Source organism: Acinetobacter sp. AC1-2 (genome assembly GCF_016124155.1).
In the GTDB taxonomy this organism is placed as follows: domain Bacteria; phylum Pseudomonadota; class Gammaproteobacteria; order Pseudomonadales; family Moraxellaceae; genus Acinetobacter; species Acinetobacter calcoaceticus.
Genome location: NZ_JABFFO010000001.1, coordinates 834,041 through 858,101, shown reverse-complemented (window position 1 = coordinate 858,101; position 24,061 = coordinate 834,041). Strand labels below are relative to the sequence as shown.

22 protein-coding genes are annotated in these 24,061 nt (G+C 38.7%); 8 read left to right on the top strand and 14 right to left on the bottom strand.

Translation table 11 applies throughout. The features are described from left to right. Positions 1-25: 25 nt before the first annotated feature. Positions 26-1,663: a CTP synthase gene (locus HL290_RS03985; RefSeq protein WP_004643040.1), complete on the bottom strand. Its 1,638-nt coding sequence runs from the start codon at positions 1,661-1,663 to the stop codon at positions 26-28. A gap of 223 nt (positions 1,664-1,886) precedes the next feature. Here HL290_RS03985 and HL290_RS03980 point away from each other — a divergent pair, with 223 nt between their 5' ends. Both HL290_RS03980 and HL290_RS03975 read left to right on the top strand, forming a co-directional pair. Further along, positions 1,887-2,360 (top strand): internalin, encoded by a 474-nt coding sequence (locus HL290_RS03980; protein WP_198495656.1) that lies wholly within the window; start codon positions 1,887-1,889, stop codon positions 2,358-2,360. 244 nt (positions 2,361-2,604) lie between these two features. Next, on the top strand, positions 2,605-3,450 hold the full coding sequence (locus HL290_RS03975) for a metal-dependent hydrolase (protein WP_198495655.1): 846 nt from the start codon (positions 2,605-2,607) through the stop codon (positions 3,448-3,450). Between the two features lie 67 nt (positions 3,451-3,517). Here the strand turns inward: HL290_RS03975 and HL290_RS03970 are convergent, their stop codons facing one another. From HL290_RS03970 to HL290_RS03955, 4 genes are all read right to left on the bottom strand, one after another. Beyond that, positions 3,518-4,612 (bottom strand): YheT family hydrolase, encoded by a 1,095-nt coding sequence (locus HL290_RS03970; protein WP_198495654.1) that lies wholly within the window; start codon positions 4,610-4,612, stop codon positions 3,518-3,520. A 19-nt stretch (positions 4,613-4,631) separates the two neighbouring features. After that, on the bottom strand, positions 4,632-5,348 hold the full coding sequence (locus HL290_RS03965; protein WP_198495653.1) for an SGNH/GDSL hydrolase family protein: 717 nt from the start codon (positions 5,346-5,348) through the stop codon (positions 4,632-4,634). 41 nt (positions 5,349-5,389) lie between these two features. Then, a complete protein-coding gene (locus HL290_RS03960; protein ID WP_004643045.1) occupies positions 5,390-5,797 on the bottom strand; it encodes a nuclear transport factor 2 family protein in 408 nt (135 codons plus the stop codon). 70 nt (positions 5,798-5,867) lie between these two features. Further along, positions 5,868-7,892: an NADPH-dependent 2,4-dienoyl-CoA reductase gene (locus HL290_RS03955; RefSeq protein WP_198495652.1), complete on the bottom strand. Its 2,025-nt coding sequence runs from the start codon at positions 7,890-7,892 to the stop codon at positions 5,868-5,870. A 134-nt stretch (positions 7,893-8,026) separates the two neighbouring features. On the opposite strand from HL290_RS03955, the gene HL290_RS03950 reads away from it, so the two are divergent. Further along, positions 8,027-8,587 carry a PadR family transcriptional regulator gene (locus tag HL290_RS03950; protein ID WP_004643048.1) on the top strand — a complete coding sequence of 187 codons (561 nt, stop codon included), beginning with the start codon at positions 8,027-8,029 and terminating at the stop codon, positions 8,585-8,587. Positions 8,588-8,589: 2 nt separating this feature from the next. Next, the gene (locus tag HL290_RS03945; protein WP_198495651.1) at positions 8,590-9,507 is read left to right on the top strand and encodes an alpha/beta fold hydrolase; all 918 of its coding nucleotides are present in this window, start codon (positions 8,590-8,592) and stop codon (positions 9,505-9,507) included. Between the two features lie 47 nt (positions 9,508-9,554). Here the strand turns inward: HL290_RS03945 and HL290_RS03940 are convergent, their stop codons facing one another. From HL290_RS03940 to argC, 6 genes are all read right to left on the bottom strand, one after another. Then, entirely contained in the window at positions 9,555-10,610 is a 1,056-nt protein-coding gene (locus tag HL290_RS03940) for a 3-deoxy-7-phosphoheptulonate synthase (protein ID WP_198495650.1), read from the bottom strand. Between the two features lie 424 nt (positions 10,611-11,034). Then, positions 11,035-11,397 (bottom strand): YnfA family protein, encoded by a 363-nt coding sequence (locus HL290_RS03935; RefSeq protein WP_003652074.1) that lies wholly within the window; start codon positions 11,395-11,397, stop codon positions 11,035-11,037. Positions 11,398-11,400: 3 nt separating this feature from the next. Next, positions 11,401-13,677, bottom strand: coding sequence for an ATP-dependent Clp protease ATP-binding subunit ClpA (gene clpA, locus HL290_RS03930; protein WP_003652076.1), 2,277 nt, complete (start codon positions 13,675-13,677; stop codon positions 11,401-11,403). 9 nt (positions 13,678-13,686) lie between these two features. After that, positions 13,687-14,100, bottom strand: coding sequence for an ATP-dependent Clp protease adapter ClpS (gene clpS, locus HL290_RS03925; RefSeq protein ID WP_002121129.1), 414 nt, complete (start codon positions 14,098-14,100; stop codon positions 13,687-13,689). Positions 14,101-14,109: 9 nt separating this feature from the next. After that, entirely contained in the window at positions 14,110-14,868 is a 759-nt protein-coding gene (locus tag HL290_RS03920; protein ID WP_080027243.1) for a DUF6776 family protein, read from the bottom strand. Between the two features lie 75 nt (positions 14,869-14,943). Continuing rightward, positions 14,944-15,999 carry an N-acetyl-gamma-glutamyl-phosphate reductase gene (gene argC / locus HL290_RS03915; RefSeq protein WP_198495649.1) on the bottom strand — a complete coding sequence of 352 codons (1,056 nt, stop codon included), beginning with the start codon at positions 15,997-15,999 and terminating at the stop codon, positions 14,944-14,946. Between the two features lie 182 nt (positions 16,000-16,181). Between argC and HL290_RS03910 the strand changes: the two genes are divergently transcribed. Then, positions 16,182-17,705, top strand: a complete 1,524-nt coding sequence (locus tag HL290_RS03910; protein ID WP_198495648.1) for a hypothetical protein — start codon at positions 16,182-16,184, stop codon at positions 17,703-17,705. Here the strand turns inward: HL290_RS03910 and HL290_RS03905 are convergent. Next, positions 17,702-18,382, bottom strand: a complete 681-nt coding sequence (locus HL290_RS03905) for a SprT family zinc-dependent metalloprotease (RefSeq protein WP_198495647.1) — start codon at positions 18,380-18,382, stop codon at positions 17,702-17,704. The genes HL290_RS03910 and HL290_RS03905 overlap by 4 nt on opposite strands. Further along, positions 18,382-19,053 (bottom strand): ribose-5-phosphate isomerase RpiA, encoded by a 672-nt coding sequence (gene rpiA / locus HL290_RS03900; RefSeq protein WP_003652085.1) that lies wholly within the window; start codon positions 19,051-19,053, stop codon positions 18,382-18,384. Before rpiA ends, HL290_RS03905 begins: the two co-directional genes overlap by 1 nt. Positions 19,054-19,154: 101 nt before the next feature. Here rpiA and ilvA point away from each other — a divergent pair, with 101 nt between their 5' ends. From ilvA to HL290_RS03885, 3 genes are all read left to right on the top strand, one after another. Further along, positions 19,155-20,702 carry a threonine ammonia-lyase, biosynthetic gene (gene ilvA, locus HL290_RS03895; RefSeq protein WP_170834049.1) on the top strand — a complete coding sequence of 516 codons (1,548 nt, stop codon included), beginning with the start codon at positions 19,155-19,157 and terminating at the stop codon, positions 20,700-20,702. Between the two features lie 145 nt (positions 20,703-20,847). Further along, on the top strand, positions 20,848-21,498 hold the full coding sequence (locus HL290_RS03890) for a potassium channel family protein (RefSeq protein WP_017392252.1): 651 nt from the start codon (positions 20,848-20,850) through the stop codon (positions 21,496-21,498). 17 nt (positions 21,499-21,515) lie between these two features. Further along, positions 21,516-22,853, top strand: coding sequence for a TrkH family potassium uptake protein (locus HL290_RS03885; protein WP_198495646.1), 1,338 nt, complete (start codon positions 21,516-21,518; stop codon positions 22,851-22,853). 42 nt (positions 22,854-22,895) lie between these two features. Here HL290_RS03885 and HL290_RS03880 read toward each other — a convergent pair whose 3' ends face one another. Further along, on the bottom strand, positions 22,896-24,047 hold the full coding sequence (locus HL290_RS03880) for a phospholipase A (protein ID WP_198495645.1): 1,152 nt from the start codon (positions 24,045-24,047) through the stop codon (positions 22,896-22,898). Positions 24,048-24,061: the final 14 nt, after the last annotated feature.

Below are 24,061 nucleotides of genomic sequence, written 5' to 3'. Positions count from 1 at the left end.
CTTTCCCAGTTTATTTAAAATCGCATTATTTACTTTTTTGATGCTGTGTTTTCGCAGCGTCAATAAAACTAGCAAATAATGGATGTCCATCACGTGGTGAACTTGTAAATTCCGGGTGGAATTGTACAGCAATAAACCAAGGATGTTCAGGAATTTCTACAGTTTCAACCAAATGTTGAGCAGAAGAATAGCCTGAAATCTTCATACCAGCTTGTTCAATCGACTCAATGAAACGGTTATTCATTTCATAACGGTGACGATGACGCTCAGTGATTTCTGCTTTACCGTAGACTTCACGTGTTTTTGTGCCTTCAACCAATTCAGATTTTTGTGCACCTAAACGCATAGTTCCACCTAAGTCAGACTCTACGCTGCGTTGTTGTAACTCGCCACGCTCATCTAACCATTCAGTAATTAAACCAATCAATGGATACTTCGTAGAACGGTTAAACTCTGTAGAAGATGCTTCTGGCATTGCTGCAACATGACGTGCATATTCGATTACAGCTAATTGCATACCCAAACAAATGCCCAAGAATGGAATTTTGTTTTCACGTGCATATTGAATAGCTTTCATTTTGCCTTCAGTACCACGCTCACCAAAACCACCTGGTACTAAAATTGCGTCAGCTGTTTGCAAAATAGAAACGTCTTGGCTTTCAAGTTCTTCAGCATTGACATAGTCAATCTGTACTTTCACACGGTTTTTGATGCCTGCATGTAACAATGCTTCATTCACAGATTTATAAGCATCTGGTAATTCAACATATTTACCAACCATAGCTACACGTAAAGTGTATTCTGGGTTAAGTAATGCTTCGACTACATTATCCCAATCTTCTAGATTTGCTTCTGGAAGATCATTAAACCCAAAACGTTCACAAATGAGGTCATCAACGTTTTGTTCATAGAATGTACGTGGGATTTGATAAATCGTTTTCGCATCTTTACATACCACAACGGCACGCGCTTCCACGTTAGTGAACAATGCAATTTTACGTTTAGTATCAACATCTACATCATATTCAGTACGGCAGATTAAGATATCTGGCTGAATACCAATTGAAAGTAATTCTTTCACTGAATGTTGAGTTGGTTTGGTTTTTAACTCAGCCGCAGATTTAATATATGGCAACAAAGTTAAATGCATCAGCATGGTACGTTTATGACCAAGCTCAACCATTAACTGACGAACTGACTCCATAAATGGAAGTGATTCGATATCACCAACCGTACCACCAATCTCAACGATTGCAACGTCGTAACCTTCACCTGCGCGAAGTACGCGTTCTTTAATATTGTCAGTAATATGAGGAATAACTTGAACCGTACCACCTAAGTAGTCACCACGACGTTCTTTATTTAGAACATCTTGATATACACGGCCACTTGTAAAGTTATTCAGTTTGGTCATTTTCGCACGACGTAAGAAACGTTCGTAATAACCCAAGTCTAGATCAGTTTCGGCACCATCCTCTGTGACAAAAACTTCACCATGTTGGAAAGGACTCATTGTCCCCGGATCGACATTAATGTAGGGATCCATTTTAACCATTGTGACTTTTAAGCCACGGGCTTCCAAAAGTGCAGCAACTGAAGCAGCAGAAATACCTTTACCTAGCGATGAAACCACACCACCAGTAACAAAAATAAAATGGGTCATTAAGTTTCTCGTACAATCAAGCCGAAATCGGCCTACAATGTTGGGCAATTTTACTGTACTCTGCCCCTATAAAGCAAAGTCAAACCGCACCAATTCAAAGATCATTAAACAACTGGCTATTCTATCAGCATTTTTAATAAAAAATTAGGTCAATCTCACATGATTTTTTCATTCTCTTTTGCTGTTATAATGCCAGCTCCTCAATTAAATGTTGTTTAGGGCAATGGCAAATAAAAAACTTTTAATCTGTGCTGCAATTGCGGCTGGACTATTGTTAACCGCATGCGTCAAAAAAGAAACACCTGAAGAAGAGCAAGAAAAGGTTGAAACTGCTGTTTCAGAACCTAAACCTGCTGAACCTGCAAAATTTGAGTCTTTAGAAAGTGTTAAAACTGAAGAAGCTCAAACTCAGGAACCAACGCAAGTTGAAGTTCATCATGAGGAAACCGCGAATACTACAACTGTAATTCGCAGTGAAACTCGCCCTGCCCATTCTGAGCAAAATTCACAAACAACTGTTTCTGAACAACCTAAAGCAGAGCCGAAGCCTAAGCCAGAACCTAAACCTGAGCCAAAATCAGAGCCTAAGCCTGAAAAAGCTCAGTCAAAACCAGCTAAGCCAGCAGAACCATCTCAAACTGAAGATGATGCTGTTGCCGCTGCGATTGCTGCTGCTACACCAGCGCTTAAAAACTAAGTTCCCATATGAATATGCCCAAATTGAACAGTTGATTTGGGCTTTTTAAATATTATTAAAATTATCAATTCAATAATCAGTTCTACCTTTCTCTTTCTAATTTGTCTTTAAAGTTTTCCTAGATATCAATTTAGGACAATCTACTTATTCCCCCTGAAAAAGCATTGACGTTACTCACGCTGAGATGTAGCTTTTTAACAAGTTCCTTTTTGGAACCTAAATTAAAAGAAGATTGGAGCTTAAAATGACTACTGTATCAAATCGAGTACCCGCCTCATTTCCAGTCCGTCGTATGGACTATAATTTTGAAAATACACCTCGTTACTGGTGTAATAATGAACCCTCTCTTACCCATTATTTTACAGGCTTATCTACATTGTTCCCTGAGGGTGAATCATATTTTGTTCGTTCAGTTCGAGCGTTACGTGCCAAAGCAAAGTCGAATGAAATTCTAGATCGCGAAATCAGCGCATTTATTGGTCAAGAAGCAATGCATTCAAAAGAGCATCATGCCTTTCATATCAGCGCCCAGCAACATGGCCTTGATCCCGAGTCTTTGGAAAAAGCAACTGGTATCGTTTTAAAAAGTATTGAAAAAGTTTTTAGTAAAAAATGGAATTTGCTCGTAACAGTTGGCTTAGAGCACTATACAGCGGTACTTGTAGTTAGCATGATGCAATCTGTTAATGAACTGATGATAGACTCAACGATCCGTAATTTATGGTTATGGCACAGCATTGAAGAAACCGAACATAAAGCTGTCGCCTTTGATCTTTATGAACACTTATATGGGAGTGGGCTGAGCGCCTATCTCCCTCGCATTACTGTCTTTACTTTAAGTCTATTTTTAATTACAGGCTTCTCAACAATTTATCAATTCGTTCTTATGAAACGAGATCGCCAACTTCTAAACTTTAACTCTTGGCGTAATTTCTTTGGTTTTGCTAACAAACAATATAGAGCATTGATCCCTAAATTTTTTGACTATTATCGCTTTGATTTCCACCCTAACCAAACAGATGAAAAAGACCTCGTTGCTAGTACCAAAATCAAAATTGGACTGAAAGATCCAAAATTGCTTTTGTCTTGAGCTGATAAAATCATAAAGCCCATTCATTCAATAGATGGGCTTTATTTAATTTATTACAGCAACGCCGTCATTGTTTATGATTGATCATAAAATAATTCGACATTAATTTAGCAGCCCAAGAGGTACTTTTCCAACCCTCGTAAAAGCCACAATGACTTCCCTTTTTAGTGGTTACAACTGCAATATTACTCATTTGCCGGATCGTTTCTTTATAAGGTTCTAAATTTTTAATAGAACATACCGGATCATCTTCAGCATTAAGAATCATTAATGGAATTTTGACATTTTCAAATACATAAATTGGATTAATTGCCTGACAATAACTTTGATAATCCTGAAAGCCAGCCATTTCAAAGTATTCTTTTTCAAACTCTTCCAGACTAGTCGTCGCTAGAACTTTTTCTAAAGAAGAAATCTGATTCCAAGTACTTTGATAAGGATGAATAAAATATTTGAATAACTTTTTGGTCATCATTTTGCTATAAAACGGATGAACATTTTTAAAGCCAATCTCAGTGTTATAGCCGGGACACATTGCAAAAGCAGCTTTAAATGGCGTGTCAGTGCCTTGTTCTCCCAAATAACGAACGAGTAAGCCAGTGCCTGCCGAAGAACCCACTGCATACAAATCTGATTCAGGAAACAAATTTTGAATATGCGTAAGCTGCTCTTTAAGATCACTTGTTGATCCAAAAAGAGAAATCTGTGGTACAGGCATAGGTAAACCAGCATGCCCACGGCGTAAGCAAAGCGCTATTCTCCACCCAGTATATTGATGTAAATCTTTCACCAGTTCACGCATACTTTCAGGTGTTCCTGTAATGGTATGCATAATGACAACTGTAGGAGTAGATTTTGGAAGATTATAGCCATACCATGCGATCGCAGTTACACCACCATCTTTCATGGTGAGCTGATCAATACGGTCATATTCAAGCTTGATCGTTTTTTTTCTAATAATATCGAAATATAAAAGATGAACATGATTGTTACTTAACCATGGCGTAGGACGATATTTTTGCTTAAGTTGGGGCAATTTATCCAAAACATCTTTAATTTTCCCTTGTGGGTCATAATAGACTTTTGGTTGTTCAGCACCCAGCACCGAATCAAACAATTCTGAACCGAAAGCTTTAATTTTATTTAAAGTAGATATGCCCATATCCAATCACGACCTCTGATTATGAGTTAAATGATTGCCGCACTAATGCTGCAACCTGCTGCCCCCAAATTGCATAAATTTCTTTGCTTGGATGAAAACCATCACTTGCCATAGGCAAATTCATCGCTTGAAAACTTTCAATATCATATTGAATGAATCTAAATTGGTTTTGTGATTCTAACCATTTATATAATGCCTGATTCATTTGCTCCGCATATTTTCCAAATAACCAAGCCAATGGATTCGGCAAAGCTGGAAAATGTTGCATTGGCGGCACACCAGATACGATAATGAGTTTAGGCTGAAAACGCGTCTGTATTTGCTGAAATAATTGCTTTTGTTGTTTTAACCATTGATTTGCTGAGGTTAGTTTTGTCACATCATTAACACCGATAGATGTGACTACAACATCATAATTTTTCTGCTCCAAATGCTGTAGAGCTTGAAAAACCTGCTTGGTTGTATCGCCTGTTTTTGCATGAAGTTTCCAGCATAAAGAATACTCATCTTGCAACTCAGAAATAATTGCGCCAGATAAAGCATCTTTTTGTGTTTCAACTCCAACACCTGCCGCTGCAGAATCACCTAAAATAAGCAATGACAAAGGTCTTCCGTGTCCACACAGACCTTCACGCTCGCCAATGGCCTCTAATAGACGTGGTGTATTCTTACGAACCTTTGCCCCTTGTATAAATAATACAGGCAATAAGACTAATGTTGAAAGTTTTAACCACATTCTAATGACCTCAACAATATTACTTAGGCTATTTGCTAAAATTATTGCGGTTGAAACTGGGCAATTCTTATACCCATTTGTTCAGCTAGTGCAGCTAACCCACTCATTGGACGAATCATTACTTCAAAATCAATAATTTTGCCTTGCTCATTAAAACGTATCATATCAATACCTTTTAATGACTTGCCGCTTACATTTGCACTGAACTCAAGTACCACATTTTCGCCATCTTCCGTATAAAACTCACGATGATAAGTAAAGTCTTGGAATACCTGAATAACATTGCTCAGAATGAAGAAAACGACTTGCCTTCCTTCATAAGGTTTATGGGCAACAGGAGAACGGAAAACGACTTCGTCTGCCAGCAAATCATTTAGATCGGACAAGTTACCTGCCTGAATCATGTGATGCCATTTTTCTAAAGACTGTTTTGTTGTTTCAAGTGCCATTATTATTTTTCCCATAATTTCATTAAGTAAATTATGGGCATTTCCTTTTCAAAGAAATGCCCACATAGATTTATAGTGTCGCTGCTAATTCAGCACCTTGTCGTATAGCGCGTTTTGCATCTAGCTCTCCGGCTTCTTTAGCTCCACCAATTAAATGAACATTTTTTCCGTCTTCTTTTAATTGCTCATACATTGCAGTGAAAGATTCTTGGCCCGCACAAATCACAACATGATCAACTTCAAGTACACTCGGTTTTCCATCTACTGTTATATGAAGACCTTGATCATCAACTTTGTCGTATTGAACCCCCGCAAGCATTTTGACTTGACGATTTTTCAGACCTGTACGGTGAATCCAGCCAGTAGTTTTACCTAAACCAGCCCCTACAGCAGCAGCTTTACGTTGCAGTAAATAAATTTCTCGTTCCGAATCTTCGACTTTTGGCTGTTTTAACCCGCCAACATTCTCATATTGAGTATCAATTCCCCATTCAGCATAGAACTTTTCTGGGTTTAAGCTGCCACTTTCACCTTCATGAGTAAGATATTCCGCCGTATCAAAACCAATACCACCCGCCCCAATAATCGCTACACGCTGCCCCACAGGAACACGTTCTCTTAGAACTTGTAAGTAGCTCAGTACTTTAGGGTGATCAATTCCATCAAATTGTAATTGACGAGGAGTTACACCTGTTGCAACCACAATTTCATCAAAATTTGCTTGGCTCAACTCTTCATAAGTTGCTTTATGATTTAATACAAGCTCAATATTTGGTCGCAATTCAATTTGACGGCCAAAGTAGCGTAAGGTTTCATAAAACTCTTCTTTTCCAGGAACAGTCTTTGCAATATTAAACTGACCACCAATTTGATGACTTGCCTCAAAAACTTTGACTTTATGCCCGCGATCAGCTGCATATACTGCAAAACTTAAACCTGCCGGACCCGCACCAATAACAGCAATATTCTTTTGAACCTGTGCTTCTTTAAAGATAAGTTCAGTTTCATAACATGCGCGAGGGTTCACTAAACACGTTGCGATTTTCATTGAAAAAATATGATCTAAACACGCTTGGTTACACCCAATACATGTATTAATTTCATCGCTACGACCTTGGCTTGCTTTTAAAACAAACTCAGCATCGGCTAGCATTGGACGTGCCATAGACACCATATCAGCATGACCCGAAGCCAACACGTGCTCAGCCATTTCAGGTGTATTAATTCGGTTGGAAGTAATCAAAGGAATAGAGACTTCACCTTTGAGTTTTTCAGTGACCCAAGTGAAAGCAGCACGAGGTACTTTGGTTGCAATAGTTGGAATACGTGCTTCGTGCCAGCCAATGCCTGTATTAATAATTGTTGCGCCTGCTTTTTCAATTTCTTTTGCAAGCTGAATCACTTCATCAAAACTTGAACCACCTTCCACTAAATCAAGCATCGATAGACGATAAATAATGATAAAGTTTTCACCTACTAAAGCACGCGTACGTTTTACAATCTCAATGGGAAAACGAATACGGTTTTCGTAACTACCGCCCCATTCATCATCACGATGATTCGTACGTGCAGCAATGAACTCATTAATTAAATAACCTTCAGAGCCCATGATTTCCACACCATCATAACCTGCAAACTGAGCAAGTTTGGCACAGTTTGCAAAGTCATCAATGGTTTGTTGTACTTCGGCAGAGCTTAAAGCTTTTGGCTTAATTGGGTTAATCGGTGCTTGAATTGCTGAAGGGGCAACGTTATTTGCCTGATAGGAATAACGCCCAGTATGTAAAATCTGCATAGCAATTTTACCCCCAGCGTCATGAACAGCTTGGGTAATCACTTTATGTTTTTCAGCTTCTTCAACTGTATCTAGCTTGGTACCGTGGCTAAATACAACACCATCATCATTTGGAGAAACACCGCCAGTTACGATCAATCCAACATCACCTTTTGCGCGCTCAGCATAAAATGCTGCCATGCGCTCATATCCCTGCGGTGCTTCTTCTAACCCAATATGCATAGACCCCATAAGCACACGGTTTTTTAAAGTAGTAAAGCCTAAATCAAGTGGCTTTAATAAATGTGGATAAGCTGACATATTTTCTCCTTTGGCTAGCAATTAGCTTGCTAATGCAACTTGTTGCATTAATTTATAATCAAATTTTGACTTTTATGCAACATGTTGCATAATCTCATCAGTCACACTTTACTTTTGCTTACAAACGGATTGCCATGTCACTTCCTCATGTTTTATTGACCAGCCTGCTTGAACGACCAAGCACAGGGTTCGAACTTGCCCGCCGCTTTGACCGTTCAATGGGCTTTTTCTGGAATGCCACACACCAGCAAATTTATCGTGAACTCAACAACATGCTCAAAAAAGGTTGGGTTTCAACGTTAGAAAATGAAATGGAAAATAGTCGAAAAAAGACCTATCAAGTTGAACAACTGGGACGTATTGAGCTAGCTTCATGGATGACGCAACAAAGTGAACCTGCGCAGCTTCGAGATGATTTAATGGTTAGATTGCGTGCTGAAGCACAATTGAGCAATAATCAGATATTACCTGAACTGTTACGACATCTTGGTCTACATCAGGAAAAGCTGAAACTTTATCAAAGTATTTATGACAAAGATTTTAAAGATAGCAATGATCTAAATGACCGTGTGTTATACATCCATAAAATGATCTTAGAACTTGGAATTACGATGGAAAGTGAATGGATCAAATGGTTGGAACAAGTCATCCCTCAATTAAAACGCTTTGCCCAAGATAGCGTATCCGGAGAATAGCCATGCCATATTACACCATGCCCGATCGGGAAAATTTATTTGTACGTCGTGTTGGTCGTGGTGAACCAGTTTTGGTTTTATCTGGTCTTGGTATGCAAAGTTGGCAATGGCTACCTTTTATCTATGCAAACCGTAAAGATTATGAGTTTATTATTCCAGATTGGCGTGGGTTTGGCGGTTCAAAAAATTGTGCAATCCCTGAGCAAGATGCAATATCAAGTCATTGGCAAGACGTCGCTCATTTAATAGAACAATTAAAACTCGATAATTTTATCTTGATGGGTTATTCAATGGGCGCCACGACGGCCATGCACGGTATGAAACATGCTCATCTCACACAGCAACTAAAAGCTTATTTACATATCGACCAAACACCCAAAATATCTGTAGATTCAACATGGGAATATGGTTTATTTGGTTCTCATCATAATCAGTTCAAACAATTACTAAATGATATCTATCAATTATTATCAAAGCACAAAAATGCCAAATATCTTTATGAATTATCACTTCCAGATCGACAGGAATTGGTTCGCCTTTGGGTAGATTTTATTGATTTGCAAAGTAGCAATCCATTTAGTCCTTTAGTTTTTAAAACAGCGCTAAAACAACCGTTTCTACAAAAATATTTATTACCTATTCAACGTTTAGATTACTTGTTTTGGTATGTGGAAAATTATCTTTATCACAATGAAGATTATCGTGAAGCTATCCAGCAATTAGAGTGCCCAACCACTTTCTTTATTGGTCGTAATTCGACACTTTATCCTGAAACTGGGCAGACACTTATCGCACAGAGTGTCGAGCATGCAAAAGCAATATATTTTGAGCGCTCAGGCCATACACCTTTATTGACCGAGCCGAAAAAATTTGGCCATGAAATCACAACATTCTTATCAGAATTAAAACATGCTTCTTAAAAAATAAAGGGATCTGTTCGCAGATCCCTTTTTAAATGTGTAAATCATTAAGCTGAATGCGCTAACTCTTTTGCTTTTAATTGCTCTGAAACACTTAACAAAAGTCGCTCTGTTTTCTCCCAACCTAAACAACCATCAGTTACTGACTGCCCATAAGTCATATCACAAGAAATCTTTTGGCTACCATCAACTAAATGACTTTCAATCATGACACCCTTTACTTGTGTTTTTAAACGTTCAGCAACGATTTGCTGTAAAACTTCTGGCTGACGTAACGGATCTTTACTGCTATTGCCATGACTACAGTCAATCACCAATGCAGGAAGATTTTGTTTATGTTTTTCTCGTATCGCCTGAATTGAAGCTAAATCGTAATTTGGCCCATGATTTGCCCCGCGCAAAATCAAGTGTGGTAAGGGATTACCAGCACTCTGAATCACTGAAGGTAAGCCTTGTTGATTCATTCCTAAAAATTGATGTTCATTTTGTGCTGACTGAATCGCATCTAAGGCAATCTGAATTGAACCATCCGTACCATTCTTGAAACCAATACTGTATGGCATGTGGCTTGAGATTTCACGATGAATTTGAGACTCACTTGTACGAGCGCCAATTGCACCCCAAGCCAATAAATCATCAAAATAGCTAGTTGCTATTGGACTTAAAATTTCACTCGCAATTGGCAAACCCTTTTCAATAATTTGTAAGTAAAGTTCGCGAGATTTTTCTAAGCCAAGTTGTAAATTTGATGAACCATCTAAATTTGGATCATACATGAACCCCTTCCAACCCACAGTTGTACGTGGTTTTTCAATGTATGCACGCATCACGATAAAAATCTGATCTTTTACTTTTTCTTGTAATTTTTGCAATCTTTCAGCGTATTCAAGTACTGCAACCGGATCATGAATGGAACAAGGCCCTGTAATTACCATTAACCGATGATCTTTGCCGATAAGAATATTTTGAATAGTTTGACGATGTTCGGCAATTTGACGCACGAAAGAGTGTGCAAGCGGATATTTTGCTTTTAACTGGACAGGTAAACTAACTAGAGTTTCTTTTGTATTGCTTTGTGTCAATAAAGTATTTAGGGCATTCATTGGTTTTTCCTTGGGACTGCAATCTATTCAGTCCGATCATTTATTTGAGCGTTTTGGATCTATTCGTTGGTAAAGGCAAGCAAAAGTAAAACCAATAAAAGTTGCTAAAGTATGAATAAGTCATGTTGTTCATTTTAAGTTCCTCGATTCAAAAAGATAAAGCATAAAAAAACCTGATCGGGGTTGCCGATCAGGTATTAACTGTGATGGGCAACTTTCTCATGCCCGAATACGCTCAGGCAACTATCTAAATTGCCAAAAATAATAATATGCGTTAGTGTTCACAGATAGATTTAACATCTTTATCTCAAATATAAAAATATGTTCCTTAAATCTAAAATACGCATTGTTGAGGGCTTTGACAAGTCTTTTTTTTGAAAAAAACTTCTTATTTTCACGCTTAAGATTTGATTCACTCATTGTCTTAACGAATTAACCCTTGAGGTTGCAAAATAATTAAGCCAGCTCCACAAAGCACGATTAGACCACCCAGTATATCCCATCTTGTTAATCCGACCTGATCAACAAAGCGCAGCCACATTAACGCAGTAAAAATATAAATACCGCCATATGCAGCATAAATGCGCCCTGAAGCCGCTGGATGTAGGGTCAGCAGCCATACAAAGACAGCCAAACTTAAAACTGTAGGTAACCACAGCCAAGCCGACTTACCTTCTCTTAAAATCAGATAAGGGAAATAACAACCCAGAATTTCAGCAATTGCTGTAATAATAAATAACCCGAATACACTCAGTATTCGGGTTATAGCAAGACTATCAATTAACATGAGTTATGCTGGTTCTGCCGTATGATGATCTTCAAACACTTCAAGTTTTAAGCCAACAGCTTTGCCATCTTCATTTTTCACTGATACAGCCACATTACCACCATGATCTGCCAGTTCGCCAAACAAAATCATTTCAGCTAATGGTTTCTTCAAGTGTTCTTGAATCAGGCGTTGCATTGGACGTGCACCCATCAAGCGGTCATAACCGTTTGTTGCCAACCAATCACGAGCACTTTGATCGACATCAAGCACAACTTGCTTGTCATCTAGTTGAGCTTGTAACTCTGTCAAGAATTTATCAACCACAGACTCAATAACAGTTGTTGGTAATGACTTGAATTGAATAACACTATCTAGACGGTTACGGAACTCTGGTGAGAAAGCACGTTTCATTGCTTCTTGGTTATCAGAACTATGATCTTGTTCAGTAAAACCAATACTCGCGCGAGAAATACTTTCTGCTCCCACATTCGTAGTCAGGACAATAATGACATTTCTAAAGTCTGACTTACGTCCGTTGTTATCCGTTAAAGCACCATGATCCATGATTTGTAGCAAGAGATTAAACACATCAGGATGTGCTTTCTCAATTTCATCTAGCAACAAAACACAGTGCGGGTTCTTATGGATCGCATCAGTAAGCAAACCACCTTGGTCATAACCCACATAACCCGGAGGTGCACCAATCAAACGTGAAACCGCATGACGTTCCATATATTCAGACATATCGAAACGCACCAGCTCAACACCTAACAACTTCGCCAGTTGTTTAGTGACTTCAGTTTTACCAACACCTGTTGGGCCAGCAAAAACAAAGCTACCTACTGGCTTATCTGGTGATTTCAATCCAGCACGAGACAATTTGATTGCCGAGCCTAACGCTGTAATCGCTTCATCCTGACCAAACACAACACGTTTTAAATCACGCTCAAGATTTTCAAGCACTGACTTATCATCTTTAGAAACAGTTTTTGGTGGAATACGAGCGATCTTAGAAACGATATCTTCGATATTCTCTACCGTAATCAAACTATCATCACTTTCAGCCTTCAAACGACGCTGAGCACCAGCTTCGTCAATCACATCAATTGCCTTATCTGGCAAGAAACGATCATTAATGAATTTAGCAGAAAGCTCTACAGCTGATACCAATGCTTTATCGTCATATTGTACGTGGTGAAAATCTTCAAATTTAGATTTTAAGCCACGTAAAATATCAATTGTTTCAGAAATACTTGGCTCATTGACATCAATTTTCTGGAAACGACGTGATAACGCATGGTCTTTTTCAAAAACCTGACGATATTCTTGGAACGTCGTTGAACCGATACAACGCAAAGTACCATTTGCCAAAGCTGGCTTGATGAGATTCGAAGCATCCATTGTGCTGCCCATACTTGAGCCTGCGCCAATGATCATGTGAATTTCATCAATGAATAAAATCGCATTTGGATTTTTCTTCAAAGCATTAAGCAATTGTTTTAAACGTTTTTCAAAGTCACCTCGATATTTGGTCCCAGCAACTAATGCACCAATATCTAAACTATAAACTTCAGCCTGACTCAAAGGTTTAGGTGCCTTACCATTCACAATTAACCATGCCAAACCTTCAGCAATCGAGGTTTTACCAACGCCCGGATCACCTACCAGTAATGGATTATTTTTGCGACGGCGGCACAGAATTTGGGCTGTACGCTCAATTTCTTTTTCACGACCAATAAGTGGATCAGTTTTGCCTTTTTGCGCTTCAACATTTAAGTTCAGCGTATAAAGCTCTAATGGCCCTGCATTGCCCGTACTCGTTTCACCTTCAATATCTTCAACTTCTTCTTCAACTTGCACTTCATCTTTACGTGTCCCATGAGACAAGTATTGAGTCAATGTCAATCGATTGATTTGATGACGTTTAAGCAAATACACAGCAAAAGAATCACGCTCTGAATACATTGCGACCAAAACATCCGCACCTTCAACAGTACGATCGCCACCACTTGATTGCACATGGAAAATAGCACGTTGCAAAATGCGGTCAAAACTTTCTGTTGGATGAGGCGCCTGCTCGCTATTTTCGCCAAGCTTAGGAGTATGTTGTTCTACATATTCTTCTAATTCTTTACGTAAAGAAACTATATCAGCCCCACATGCTTTTAATGCATTCACGGCCGAATCGTTGTCGAGTAGTGCTAATAATAAGTGTTCAACTGTAAGAAACTCATGTCTCTTTTGACGAGCCATGCTAACAGCCAAACGTAATGATACTTCTAATTGACGACTGAGCATGTAACCCCCTTATGCTTTAGGCTCAATCTGGCAAAGTAATGGATGACCTTGCGATCGAGCGTAATTATTAACAAGGTTTGCTTTGGTTTCCGCGATGTCTCTTGGATATACCCCAGCAATACCTTTACCTTCATAGTGTACTGTTAGCATTACTTGAGTTGCTTGGTCAAGATTCATTGCAAAGTATTGTTGTAAAATTTCAATTACAAAGTCCATTGGCGTGTAATCGTCATTCATTAAGACGACTGCATATAACGGCGGACGCTTGAGTTCAGGAGGTGCTGTTTGTACAACAACCTCTCCGTCATGATCTTCGTTTTGCGAATCACTTAAGCGTGGATGGAAGTGCCAATCGACATAACCAGACTGCTGAAAAGAAGCCTTGATATCTTTTAAGTTTGTTTGACGCTTATTTGTTCGCATAGGATGTTACTATTGTGAATTTGCTTCAGCTTGAGGAATTTCTGCCACAAAAGCAGAAGATGTTTCGACAGGTTTACCGCGCTGCCAACTAAAACGTTTAATAACTGGTGTATCAGAACCGCCTGTTAAACGTACCTCAATAAATTGAGGTGTAAAACCTTTAGGCATCGTCCAACGACCTGTTAAACGCTCAAAATCAGTAAAGTTAAAGTTTTTAGCTTCAAGTGGTACAACCAAAACTTCTGTATCTTTAATGAGTCTTATCTCAATCGATCCTGAAGCACGGCGCTTGCTTGGGCTCACCTGTACTAAATCCAACTGATATTCATAAGCATTTTCAGGCAGAGGTTTAATCGCCAAATTTTGAATCGTTAAGCTTAAGCCACCGCGCTGCCTCAAGATATCACGGTAGATATTACTCATACCTTCTTGCTGCGTTTTATCAGCATTCGCCTGGTTAAGAGCTTCAAACAGATCATTTGCATTTGTTACAGCAACATCACGCTCTTGTACTGCAGCGTTCAGGCTTTTATTAACTGCATCTAAAGCTGTTTTTTGCTTTTGCACCACTTCAACCAATTGCTCTGCATCTGCATCGTAACCTACAACAGTTAGACCTTGACGGTGCCCAATTGTATAGCCGAGCGCAAGACAACCACTCATTAAAATAGCCGCACCAATAAACAAAGGTTTATTGGTATTTAAAAATTTTTTCTTTTGCAACGAACTTTCTGCTGAAGTCGTCTGTCCAGAGTTTTGCATCGTCATCTCAGTGTTTAAGATCAGAGTCAAGACACACATTTAAATCGAAATTTAAATGTGTGTGAAGCAAAAAAGAGTTTTTTATGGTAATAAACCAATCCCTTGTAAGCCTTCATCTTCATCAAAGCCGAACATAAGGTTCATATTTTGTACAGCTTGACCAGATGCACCCTTCACAAGGTTATCTTGTACCGCAAGAATAATAAGTTTATTCGGCTGCGGCTTATATAAAGCAATACGAAGCTCATTCGCACCGCGCACACTACGTGTTTCAGGCGAACTGTTAGCAGGCATCACATCAACAAATTTTTCATTTGCGTAAAATTGCTCATACAATGCCTGAATATCAGTTTGTTTTCCAGTTTCTGTCAAATCGACATAAATTGTGCTGAGCATACCGCGAATCATTGGAACTAAATGAGGAACAAACAAGAGCCCTTCAAAACCACCTTTTTGTCCAGCAATATTTTCTAATGCTTCAACAATTTCTGGGTGGTGACGATGACCCGCAACCCCATAGGCCTTGAAGTTATCAGCATTTTCGCTATAGATCATGCCTAAGCTTGCTTTACGGCCCGCTCCTGAAACACCTGATTTCGCATCAATAATAATATTTTTTGTTTCAATCAATGCTTGTGCTGATTTCAAAAGTGGAGCCAAACCCAATTGAACAGTAGTCGGGTAGCAACCAGGGTTACCAATCACTTGCGCCTGTTTAATTTTTTCGCGGTTTAGTTCAGCCAAACCATATACTGAGTTTTCCAGAACGTCTGGGCAAGCATGTTCCATGCCATACCATTTCTCAAACTGCTCAAGATTTTGCAAACGAAAATCAGCAGCCAAATCAATAACTTTAGTACCAGCCGCAATCAATTCTTTTGCATGCTGCATCGCAACACCATGCGGTGTAGCAAAAAATACAACATCACACTTTTTTAAATCATCAATATTTAAATCTGAAAATTGAAGATCAGTATGTCCACGTAAATTAGGGAACATATCTGCAACTGGTTTGCCCGCTTCTGTACGTGAAGTAAGAACTCGAACCTGCGCTTTAGGATGTCGTAATAAAATACGTAATAGTTCAACGCCTGTATAACCCGTTCCACCAACAATTCCGACAGAAATCACGTGCATTACCTCAATTTTTGAATCTATACTTGTGCAGTAGTATGACAGGATGTCCAAGCTTACAAAACCATTTCATGCTTGGTAATTTTAATTTTTTTAATTTTAGCGACAATTAGATAGAACTTATTGAACTGTCATAACTAAACAAATATCAGCAAATAAATACCAGATTTAATTGGAGAGCTAGGATGCTTCATCAATCAAAAGAAACAAAATTACACACTTACCTTGGCTTGAGCACATTAATTTTAAGTGCACTACTTGTAGGTTGCGGAGGTGGAGGCAGTAGTAGTGGCAACTCACCAAGCACTCCAACACCCATTGATCCTACTCCAGAGGCAACGACTGATGTTACTCTTAAATCTCCTGTAGAAATGCGTAATATCCAACTAAAAGTATATGACAACACCACTAACTCTGTTTTGGTAGATACTTCAATTGCAAGTTTAAACAACTTTAATGTCAAAATTCCTACCGCTAAATTAAGTCGTTTATATCGTGTAGAAATTACGACTCAAAATTCATCTCAAGTATTTGATCCAATTACTTCAACATACCAAAATTTCTCTGGTGTTTATCATGCGTTTATTACACCAAACAGTGTAAGTGGCAGAACCCTATTCATCAGCCCAAGTAGTGAAGCGATTTACCAACGAGCTGTGATACGCTCAGGACAACTCCCTCAAGAAACAATTGACCCAACTCGCATTGAGCAATTGCATGTAGATTTAGCTTCTCAAGATGTTTATCGATCACTTCTTAACGCGTTCAAAGATGCCGACATTCCAAGTTTAAGTCCAGCCAATCCCCTTACAGTTTTAACTTTATTGCAGTACTCAACTAAAAAACCTAGCACATATGTAGATAGTTATCTTAGCTTTGGCTACTTACAACATTGGTCAACTTTTCATAGTGGAACAACCACCTACCAAGAGTTCATTAAAAGTTTGGCAACAGACTTAAAAGATGGCTTTTTAGATGGGAAAAAACTTCACGGCGATCAAACGACATTCACCCCTATTTTCACGCCTGCTCCAGATAATATTGATCCAGTCAAAAATACACTGTTAGATATCGCAGCCAATCAAAAAGCTACACGCGATAATTTTGCAACCAATTTAAAAGCCGCGACTTTAAAATTGGCAGATGCCCAAAACCAATCCAGTCTAGATCAAACAGGTTATGATCTACTGCAAAAGAAACTATATTCAGGAGTCGTACCTGCCGGAAATACAACTGACTTTTTCCGTATAGATGGGGCTGGTGATTATCGTCGTGCTGTAGGTTTTAGCGGTATTACAGCAACCTGTAACGGTTCTGCATATCCTTGCAAACAAGGTTTGACTAGCATTAATCTGTCCGACCCCAAACTACCAGCTACAGACTATTTAGTAGGTCACTATGAAGACACTGCAACAGGTTGCCAACTTAATTTCCGTGCGAATGGTCAAATCGAACTTATTAAAGGATCACAGACTTATCGCTCTGCTTTAAGCGCTGATAGTACAGATAATCTATTGCAAACAGATGCTGCAAGCTTAAGCTATTTACTCAACTCAAGTTCAGCCGAACCAAATAACTCAACGCAGCAATACAACTTTATACAATTATCGATTAAAGCAAATAAAATTGTGAGTGCCAAAGCAGGTCTAGATAGCCGAAAAGCACCAGATAACTTACAAACACCACAATTAGAATGTAGTTTTAGTTAATTTGAGACATACCACCATGCAGGCAACGGATTTGATTTAAGTTGTCTGCGATGTCTTTGAAAATATGGATCGTATTTTTCAACTTCTGCCCAAAATGCAGGGCTATGATCAAAATGTTTAGTATGCGCTAACTCATGAATAGCGACATAGCGAGCAATCTCATGTGGCATGAGCACCAAACCTGCATGCAGCATAATATTATGCTGACTACTACAGCTTCCCCAACGAGTTTTGGGACGGCGGATTGAACATTCGCTGTAATTTAGACGAGTTTGCTCACTTAAATCGTTTAAAAGCTTTGGTAATTCTTGTTTTGCAAAAGCAATAACTGCACTTTGCAACGCCAAATATGGCTGCGTATCTTTAATAAATAGACAGTTATTTTCCCAATCAAATTGGAAAACACGATGTTGCTTTTGAACAATAACTTGAAATGGTTGCTCTTTATTAAAAAAATAAATTTCTGAAGGAATCTCAAGCGAATTAGATTGAACGTGTTGTTGCTTATTCCACGTTTCGATCAACCATTGCTCAGATTGTGCTAAAAAAAGTTGAATTTGATTCTTACTACAAAACAAAGGAACTGTCAGGCGTATTGAAGCTGGCTCAACACGTAAGCGCAATTTTCTTGCTCTTACGTGTCGAACGATTTTAATCTCTGGCATTTTTGCAGACATTACTGTGCTGTACGCTCTTCAATACCATTATTTGTTGCAACAATTGCAATCGTTGCTGGGTTTAAAGCGAAAATACCATTAGTCACAACACCTGGAATGTTATTAATGGTTTTTTCTACATCAATCGCATTTAAAATATTAAGATTAAATACATCCAAAATCACATTACCGTTATCTGTTACGACCCCTTCGCGATAAACCGGATCACCACCTAAAGCAACTAGTTTACGAGCAACTGCCGAACGAGCCATTGGAATGACTTCAACTGGTAAAGGGAAATCACGGCCAAGTTGATCAACCCACTTTGAATCATCAACAATACATACGAACTTTTTAGCAATTGAAGCAACAATTTTTTCACGTGTTAATGCAGCACCACCGCCTTTAATCATATGCATATGACGGTCAATCTCATCTGCACCATCAACATAGGCATCTAAACCACCAACATGGTTCATATCTACAACTTCAATACCTAATTTTTTAAGACGATCAGCAGTTGCTTGAGAACTTGCCACAGCAGCTTCTAATTGCAATTCAGGCAATAAATCAATTAGAAAGTTTACTGTACTTCCAGTCCCAACCCCCAAAATGCCACCTTTGGGTAAGTGTTTTAAAGCAGCTTTCGCAGCAGCTTGTTTCTTTTCATCTTGGGTTGCGTATAGACTCATGACATCACTCAACTATTTTTTGACATTTATGCACCAATAATCGGCGCAAATGCACAGGGGTTTGCTACAATAACTTCCTATTTTAAACTGTTATAGGGAAGATGAACATGCTGTCTCGTGTGGTACGACAAATTTTACAAGCAACGGTTTATGATGTTGCAATTGAAACACCTCTCGAAGCAGCTCCACGAATTAGTCAAAAATTAAATAATATTATTCGTTTTAAACGTGAAGATTTACAACCTGTTTTTTCTTTTAAATTACGCGGTGCCTATAACCGTATTAGCCAATTACCTAAAGAACAACTCGAACGTGGGGTAATTTGTGCATCTGCTGGTAACCATGCTCAAGGCGTAGCATTATCAGGTCAACGTTTAGGAATTCCAGCGATTATTGTTATGCCAAGCACAACTCCTGATATTAAAGTTCAAGCAGTTAAACGCTTGGGTGGTCAAGTTGTGTTACATGGCGATAGTTTTGATATAGCAAATAAATATGCTCAACAACGTGCCGAAGTTGAAGGCCTTGTATTTATTCCACCTTATGACGACGAACTTGTCATTGCTGGTCAAGGTACTATTGCAAATGAAATCTTACGTCAATGGCGTGATGTAGAATATGTGTTTGTTGCTGTAGGTGGTGGTGGCCTTATTTCAGGCGTAGCAGCTTACCTTGGTGAAGTTGCACCTCACGTGAAAATTATTGGCGTTGAATATGAAGAATCTGCATGCTTAAAAGCAGCCTTAGAAGCAAATGAACGCGTAATCTTGCCACATGTAGGCTTGTTTGCAGATGGTACTGCCGTTGCACAAATTGGTGCTTTACCATTTGATATTATTCGTCTGCGTAAGTCTGATAATTCTGGTCCAATTGTTGACCCTGATATTGTAACTGTAAACACAGATGAAATTTGCGCAGCAATAAAAGATACCTTTGATGAAAACCGCAGCATTGTTGAACCATCTGGCGCAATGGCCCTCGCTGGTATCAAAAAATATATTACCGAACATAAAATCAGCAATAAAAACATTGTGTCGATTGTATGTGGCGCCAACATGAACTTTGACCGTCTACGTTATATTGCTGAGCGTACCGAGTTAGGTGAACAGCGTGAAGCCATTTATGCGGTGACACTACCAGAAGAAAAAGGTGCATTCTTAGGCTTCTGTCGCGCTTTACAAGGCCGTAATATTACCGAGTTTAACTACCGAGCGAACAACACAGAAGAAGCGCAAGTCTTTGTTGGTATTAGCTTAAAAGGTGGTGACGCTGAGCGCCATGAAATTTTAGAACAATTGAAGCAACAAAATTATGTGGTAGATGATCTATCTGATGATGAAGTTGCCAAGTTACACATTCGTTATTTGATTGGCGGTCATGCAAATCTGGATGATGAAAGATTATTCCGCGTTGAGTTTCCTGAACGTCCAGGTGCCCTCCTAACCTTCTTAACTCGTTTAGGCCCAACCCATAATATTACGCTATTCCATTACCGTAACCACGGTGCAGCAGAAGGACGTGTATTAGTCGGTTTACAAGCGACCGATGCGAAACAAAATCCTGATGGCTTAATTGAAACTCTTGAGCAGATTAGCTATCCGTATGCAGAAATTACGAATAATGTTGGCTACAAACGTTTCTTGAAATAATCTTCGATTTTGATAAATAAGCCGACAAATTTGTCGGCTTATTCTTACAATTATTTTAATATTCCCATCATATTTACATTGCCTCTCTTTATCTCAAAGAAAATATCCTTAAAAATAAACGTCTAATCAGGAAACAAGGACCAACATGGCACAGTTTGCAGTCATTGGCTTAGGGAGTTTCGGAGCAACTGTTGCTCAAGAGCTCACAAAATTAAATCATGATGTTATTGGCATTGATACGGTAAAAAAGAATGTTGAAAATCTTGCCAACGTTTTAACTCATGCCGTCATTGCCGATGCAACTGACGAACACGTACTCGATGAACTTAATATTCAAAATTGTGATGCAGTTGTTGTAGCAATTGGTGAAGATATTGAAGCAAGTATCTTATGTGTACTGAATTTAAAAAATTTAGGTATGGACAAAGTTTGGGTAAAAGCAAAAACCAAAGCACATCACACCATTTTGTCACATCTCAATATCAATAAAATTATTCATCCTGAAGAAGATATGGGGGTACGCGTTGCTCAAGCCCTAAACTATCCAATGGTTAGTCGTTATATGTCCCTAGACGATGACCACTACATTATTAAAATTGAAATTCCTGAAAAACTTAATGGCATTAATTTATATGGCATTATGCAGCAAGCACCACAGGTTAAGACATTGCTCGTAAAAAGACAGCAGCAAATTTTGTTTGAGACCGAAGAAAATTTCACCTTGCAAACTCATGATATTCTTATTTTAGAAGGTCATTTACCGCAGTTAAAGAAACTTTCTAATTGCTTCATATAAGAAACGAAATCTAGAATATGTCTATATATCCCAAGCCCCATAAAACATTAAATTTAAGCCCTCCTTCACTCTTGGCACTGGGGTTTCTGGGCTTTATTATTTTTGGCACGTTATTACTAAAACTGCCGTTTGCCAATACAGGTCATGTGAGCTGGATGGATGCGCTCTTTACAGCAACCTCAGCAGTCACAATCACCGGTTTATCTGTTTTAAATATTCATGAGTCTTTTACACTGTTCGGGCAAACTATTATTTTATTGCTCATTCAATCTGGTGGATTAGGTTTTATGACTTTTGCCATATTGGCTGCATTAAGTTTGTCACCCAAAGTTGGCCTTAAACAACAAATGATGGCACAAGATAGTCTCGGACAAACGAGCCTATCAAAGGTTACTTTTGTTGCTAAGGGAGTTGTCACTTACACCCTTATTTTTGAGCTTATTGGTACAATTATCCTCACTATTGCTTTTACACCGACTTTCGGCTTTGCACGTGGATTGTACTATGCGATTTTTTACAGTATCTCCTCATTTAACAATGCTGGTTTTTCATTATTTTCCAATAGCTTAATAAGTTTTCAAAGCAATTATATTATTTGTATAACTGTTAGCATACTTTATACCTTAGGCGGGCTGGGCTTTTTGGTTCTCATGGACATTAAGCAAAATAAAAAATGGAAAAAACTCACGCCGAATAGCAAGCTAATTCTTACCACTATTACAGTGATTAATATTATTGCCTTTATTTTAATTTGGGCTTTAGAAGCTCAAAATCCTCATACCCTAGGAATGCTCAGTATCGGTGATCAAGCATTAAATGCTTGGTTTCAAGCCACTGTTCCACGCTCGTCAGGATTTAATACCATTGATACAGGCGCAATGACCAACAGCAGCTCCTTACTCATGATGTTGCTTATGTTTATTGGTGGCGGTTCACTCAGTACAGCGGGTGGAATTAAAGTTGGAACCTTTGTAATTTTAGTGCTCAGTGTTATTTCATTTTTACGGCGCACAGATGAAATTAGAATTTTTAATCATTCAGTCTCACATGAAACTACCTATAAGGCATTAGCAGTCACTGCAATTACGAGCATACTCATTTTCATGGGATTCTTTATTATTTTGCTTTTAGAGCCTAAAGCAGACTTTATGAACTTGTTGTTTGAGGTTGTTTCAGCAGCGTGTACTGTAGGGCTTTCTCGCGGAATCACGCCAGAACTACATAATGGTAGTTTATTCATTTTAAGTTTATTGATGTTTGCTGGGCGACTCGGTCCATTAACACTGGCATATTTAATTGCCACTCCGAAAAAAAGTCGACTCAAACACCCTCAAGCCAACATTCAAATTGGTTAATAAAAATGCCGCTATAAAAGCGGCATTTTTACAAGTAAGGACTTAGTACCAATTCATGAGTGAAACACCCAAGCCGGCGTAAGTTGCTCGATGGTTATAGTCAATTAAACTTTCACCATAACCATTAAACAACTGGAAGTGTCCACGCAGTTTGCCACTGATTGGAAAAGCCCAATCAAATTGAACAGCACCATGAGAATCATCACCACCTTTCAAAGAATGACGCAGCATTAAAGAGAAGTCATTTTCCTTCCACTTATAAAATGCTGTTAAATCACCACGACCGATGTAATTTTCCATATCAGGGTTATTATCATCCTTGCTGTCTTCTTCAATGCGCACCCACGGACGAAGCATTAAAGCAAAGTTACCACGCTCTAATCCCACATTAAAGATTACGCGGTTCCAGCTACGAGATAATGGATCTGAACGACCATTTGATTGGTGATTTAAAGTAACCCCAAGTAAACGACCATCTAAACCAAGCAATTCATAGTTCGTTCTAAACATTAAACTTGCTTCAGGTTCATAATTCGTTTCACGGAAAGGACGAGACTCTTCAGCATTGAATGTCTGCCAACGTGAAGATTGTGTATAACCTACCCACAAATCACCATTGTTGCCAAAAATATTTTCCCAAGCTTTGGTCTTTAAAGAAATCTGAAATTTACTTTCTGTCGATTTCAGATTTTGATCTTCTGTCACCGTATTATTGGGGTTTGGGCTGTGTGGGAACTCATTTTTATCACTGGTCCAGAATACAGGCAGCAAATAGACCGGTTGATAAGCACGGATATTCCAAACTCCTAATTTACTTTTTTCAGACAACTCCCAACGTTGATCTAGTAAAGAAGTAGTAGGTTCAAGTTTTGGTGCTTTACCAATTATTTTGATATTACTCACTGTATCTACCACCTTCTCTTTAAAGGTTTCAGGTGGAACAGCAGGTGCATCAATTTTTTTAACAGGCTCTGGTACAGCCGCAGCTTGAATAACTGGTAAAGCTGCTGGTTTAAATACAGAGTCATAACAAGCCAGACGATCGGCATTCGAAGCAAGAGCAACACATGCATCTACTGTCGCAGGGGTTACAGGTGCCAAGGTGTCAGCATATGTCACAGACGCACACAAACAGCTAAGCACAATTCCCATGCTTAGCTGTAAAGATGTGCGTTCAAATTGTCTGAACGCCATGTTCATCTCCAATT